Source organism: Patescibacteria group bacterium (assembly GCA_028710985.1).
Lineage (GTDB): Bacteria > Patescibacteriota > Patescibacteriia > JAHJFT01 > JAHJFT01 > JAQTTB01.
The window spans coordinates 2,880-7,704 of sequence record JAQTTB010000008.1; the positions used below are offsets into that span (position 1 = coordinate 2,880).

Below are 4,825 nucleotides of genomic sequence, written 5' to 3' on the forward strand. Positions count from 1 at the left end.
CATCGGACAGTATTCCGGCCAGACTATCCAAGGGCGAAGCCGTGCTGCCTGCGGCAGTGGTCAAGCATTACGGCAAAGCCTTTGTCAAGAAGCTGATTGCCTCGGTTCCTGCGGATAAAGGCGCGGTGACAACGGTTGAGGATGGCGTGGTTCATGCGGCGGGAGGCATTGATCCTGATGCGCTGGAGAGAATCAATAAGCCAACCGGCGTTACCGGAGGCGGGCAGGCAAGCATTCCGTTACCGGCAGATCAGGCTAACGCGCAGATGGCGTCTGGGAAGCAGTTAGTGATAAGTCATCGTGAGTTTATTCCCGCCAATGACGCGACTATTGCAGGGTCTTCACGCGCTCCCATCACTCCAGGGACGGGGTTCACTACGCCAGAATATGAAGGCGGTGTTTTAAAAGGGCAAGGTTTGCAAACCATCCCCGGCGAATCGGCCAAAGTTTACACGGCGCAGCCAAAAGGCTTTACCGGCCCGACACTGGAGGGGGGCTTTAAAACAGCGCCTTCACCAGAGGCCGTAGCGTTTAACAATAGACCGGCTTATGAGTCGGTCGGGGCAGCGCCGACACAGCGCACGGCAGGACTTGGCGGCATTAAAAGCGCGGCCTTGAATGGCGTCAGGGCGCTCGGCGCAGTCAGTCTGCCGAGCTTTATCGATGCGGCCACCGGATCGTCCCCTGACGACTTGGCGGTCATGAAAGAAAATAGCGATATTTATAAAAAAAAGGGGCTGAAAGGCGTGATAGGCCACGAATACGACAAAGTTGCCGACAAGAATGGAGAAATCGCAGATTCTATATCCGGCTTTGCTGGCAAGGTATCTGATAAAGCATCGCGGATATGGAATGGGGAGGAAGGCTCTGCCGCGAAGCAACCGGCAACCGCAGGCGGGCAACCATTAAACCTGTCATCTCCGGTAAAAATCGGAGACAGCCTTGGAGCCTATGGCATACAGGGAGAGATATCACCCAAGATAAACCTTGGCGATCCCAATCGCAGTGAGCAAGTCATTCCCATTAGTCCACAGGAAGATCAACAGCCTTACTACTCTCGCGGCGAAATCGGCGCTGACGGCACGGCTAAACGGACCAATATCGGTGACAGAACCGTTACCACCTTTGATAATGGTAGAGGCGGTTCTGCATCGGTGCAGTTTGCAGACGGCAGGACATTAGGCGCAGACCAGAAATCAAGCCTGCAAAAAACCATAGAACGCAACGCTGACCCGGATGTTAAGGCAAGGTTCGCAAGGGACGCTCAAGTTGTTAACGACCGCATAGCGACAAGAGAAGCCGGAGAACTTGCAGCCCGGCAGGCGCAGCAGCAAAATTCCCGTGATGCGCAAATACAACAGGCGTACAATACCTTATTGCAGCCTTTGGTTCGAGGTGATATGCTTGGCGCTAATGCGCAGCGCAGAGATAAGGAAGCGGCCAAAGCCTTCTTAGGGATAGTCAGCGACAATCAGCAAAAAAGCGCGGCGCTTGCCAACGATCAGCAGCAGTTCGGCCTTACTAACAAACTGGCCTCTGACAAGTTTGACTGGGATAAGGAAAGCTCTCTCGCTAATGCGCAGGCGGCGTCGGCGCAGAATAAGTTTGAAAATGAAATAAAGACCAAGACATTGCAAAAGCCGCAAATTGGCGAAACCAATACCTATACCGCCGATGGCTTGGTGAACGGGCAAAAGGCGTATGCCGTGACGGTTGACCCAAAAACCGGCTTGCCGGTAAAGACCGATTTGGGCGATAATGGATTAAATATGGATTCCCTTTATATGGATGCTATCAAGACAGCTCATGCCGAAAAAGACCCTAAAAAAAGACAGTTAAAACTGGAAGATATAAATAAAAGGTATCAAGATCATTTTGCCCAACAATAAGGACTTAATTTAATGGCATCAAATCCATTTACCGCTAACTTTGAAGCAATAGATAAAGGCAATTATAAGCCTTCATCAGCCAAACCCGTTAGTCTTGGTTTAAAACCCCCGTCAGCAAATCCTTTTATGGATGGGTTTGACGCCATTGATAATCCAAAGGACGCATTTACTTCAACCTTGAAGGCTACCGGCGCACACATGCTCAATAGTGCGCTAGGACAGCCCGTTGAGGATATTGGCGCGGCTATCGGCGCTCCCGCTGTGCAGCAGTTCGGAAAAGGCGTGAGAGAATATTCGGAAGGCGTTCAGCAAGCCAACCCCAGTTCAATAAATTCTCTGTCAGACATTATCGCTCATCCTGTTGATGCGGTTAAATCAGCATTGGGCAATGTCATTCCACAATTACCCGTCAGTCTCGGCAGCGCCTACGCGGGCGCACAGCTTGGCGCTTTAACAAGTCCTGTAACTGGACCAATAGGACCACTTATTGGCGGCATAGCAGGGTTAGCCTTACCAAGCTACCTGCAAGAATATACCGAAATGCGCGGCAAGCAGCACGAGTCAGGACAGGAAGATATTCCAAAAGCCTTGGCCTATGCAGTACCGGCAGCAGCATCAGACGTGGTTATGGATAAGGTCTTGTTGGGAGGCAGTAAACTATTGCCTTCACCGTTACGCAATGCCGTTACCGATACGTTAGCGCCCGGCGCAAGCAGACTGACTCATATCGGCAAGCAAGGCGCAAAAGGTCTGGCAGGCGAAAGCTTTCAGGAATACGGGCAAACCTATCTTGAGCAGCTTGGCGGAAATCAGGATACATCTACCAGGCAAGCAGCCGATGAAAGAAATGTCAGCGCGGCCTTGGGCGGTATTGGCGGCGGCATTATCAAGGGCGGCGTGTCTGCCTTTGACGCGAGACAAGCCGATCCTAATGCTGGCCCGCTGTCAAGAGCCGCCGCGCAAGCCCCCGCAGAAACAGCCGAACAACAACGTCTCAGAGAATCGGCAGAGGCTGACCAAACAACCCAAACCGGAGCGCAAAATGAAGAAACAGCCGCAGCACAGCCCCCAAATCCTATCGTACCGGATAATACCGGCCAAGCAAATGCGCGAGATTCAAGAATCATTGGAGCGGGATTGGCTCGAAGCGATGACGAAAGGTCAAGAGATAATCAGGACGCTGCAGGCGGCAGTGAGATAACCGGCGATAATCAGCAGCGCGCGGGCAATGCGCCTGTTTATTTTGACCCGATCCCTGACGAGATTGACCCGGCAACCGGCGAAGTATTAAATCCGTTCCTTCCTAAAGCAGAAAAAAGGTCTGAGATTAAAAAAGCGTATGACGCCGGGCAAGACTTGCGTGAAATAACGGTAAGCGGCAGGCCGGTGACGGCGGATTCATTTATTATGCAGACCTTGCAGCAAGGGCGGCATACTTACGATGACGCACGGCAGTTGTTTAATGACCTGTATGCACAACAAAACCCACAAGAGAGCGTAGAAAATGACGAACAAGCAGATGGAAGAACAGATGGCGGCATTACAGGACAGAGTATCGATTCTGGAGAATCAGCTCTTAACAATGTCGAACACCGTGCTGATGCTGATGCAGGACGGTCAGGAAATGACCGGCTTACCGATGATAGACCAGTCCTCGGCAATGGAAGAGGAACTGGCGGAAGAGTTGGAGGATCACTTGATGAAATACCTGGATCAACTGCCGCAGATACCGGAGGACAAAATTTACATGCTGCCGGAGAACTGCTTGACGCTGAATTAACCCATGACGAGGCACAGAATGACGCTACAAAATCCAGTCAACGTACAAAAGTTTCAGGATTATTACAATCTGAAGCGGAAAGAGCTCAAGAAGAAAATGCGGGGAAGAGCGCAGGTGGTGAGAGTCCTGGAAGCCCCCTGGCTGTATTAACACCGCAACCTGCATCCAATGAGGATAAAAAGCCATTAATACCGGAAGACTTCGATTACCTGTCTTCAGAAGGCAAGCCGCTCAAGCATGTTTCAGGAAACACCTATACCGATCACCTGGGCGATGAAGTTGAGGACGACTACGCCTATAAGCCGAAAAAACAGGAAGAAATAACCAAGGCAATCAATGCTATTAAGAAAACAGATACAAATGCTGCAACAACACAACCAGCAGCACAAGGAGCAAATTCGCTTGCACCCGGAATTAATCAGGCTGGCGCAGAACAAAAAGCCGACGCTGCTGGAAAGGTTGCTGATGATAAAGTAACTCAATTAACCACTACCGAACAACCAGAGAAAACAACGAATGTCAAAAGCCAAAACACAACCGCGCCGAATCCAGAAGGACAAAAAGACCAAGGGCAGGAAGAGCAAAAAGTAGGCGAGCGTGACCGTATTGCCAAACTGTACGGGCAATCGCTACACAATCAAAGACCGGATTCGCATAACGGTAATGTTTTGCCAGATGACCATCACTACCGGTTAGCCGACGCCATCATCAATAAACAGGCGTATGCGTTAAAGCATCTTGCCAATGGCATGAACGATGTTGCCAAGAAAGTCTTTAGTGATGTGACCGGAGTAGCTTTGCCGAAACAGCAAGGCGCAACCTGGAAGGCGATTCGTGACTGGGCTGGCGTTACAGATAATCAGGACGCCAGTGAAAATGCGCAAAAACATCTGGACATTGAAACAAAGAAAGCCGAAAAACTGGTCGGAAATTTTAATGATGTCCGTACATGGCTTTATGATCAACTGGACAAAGGCTATACAACGCTTGCCAATAACGACAGCCTTCTGCTTAATGAGAAAGGCGAAGGCTTTAATATTAAAAAACACAAGATGGCGAAATTAAAGCCTTACATCAAGGCAGAGATAGCCCTCTATAACGCAAAAAAAGCCGTAGAAAATGACCAAAAAAGTAAAATACCGTCAGTATTACCAGA

Annotated in this window: 2 protein-coding genes; both read left to right on the forward strand. The window is 50.2% G+C overall.

From position 1 onward, the window contains the following. The coding region (locus PHW53_05145; GenBank protein ID MDD4995817.1) for a hypothetical protein at positions 1–1,889 on the forward strand (1,889 nt) is incomplete at its 5' end. Between the two features lie 12 nt (positions 1,890–1,901). Further along, the coding region (locus PHW53_05150) for a hypothetical protein (GenBank protein ID MDD4995818.1) at positions 1,902–4,825 on the forward strand (2,924 nt) is incomplete at its 3' end.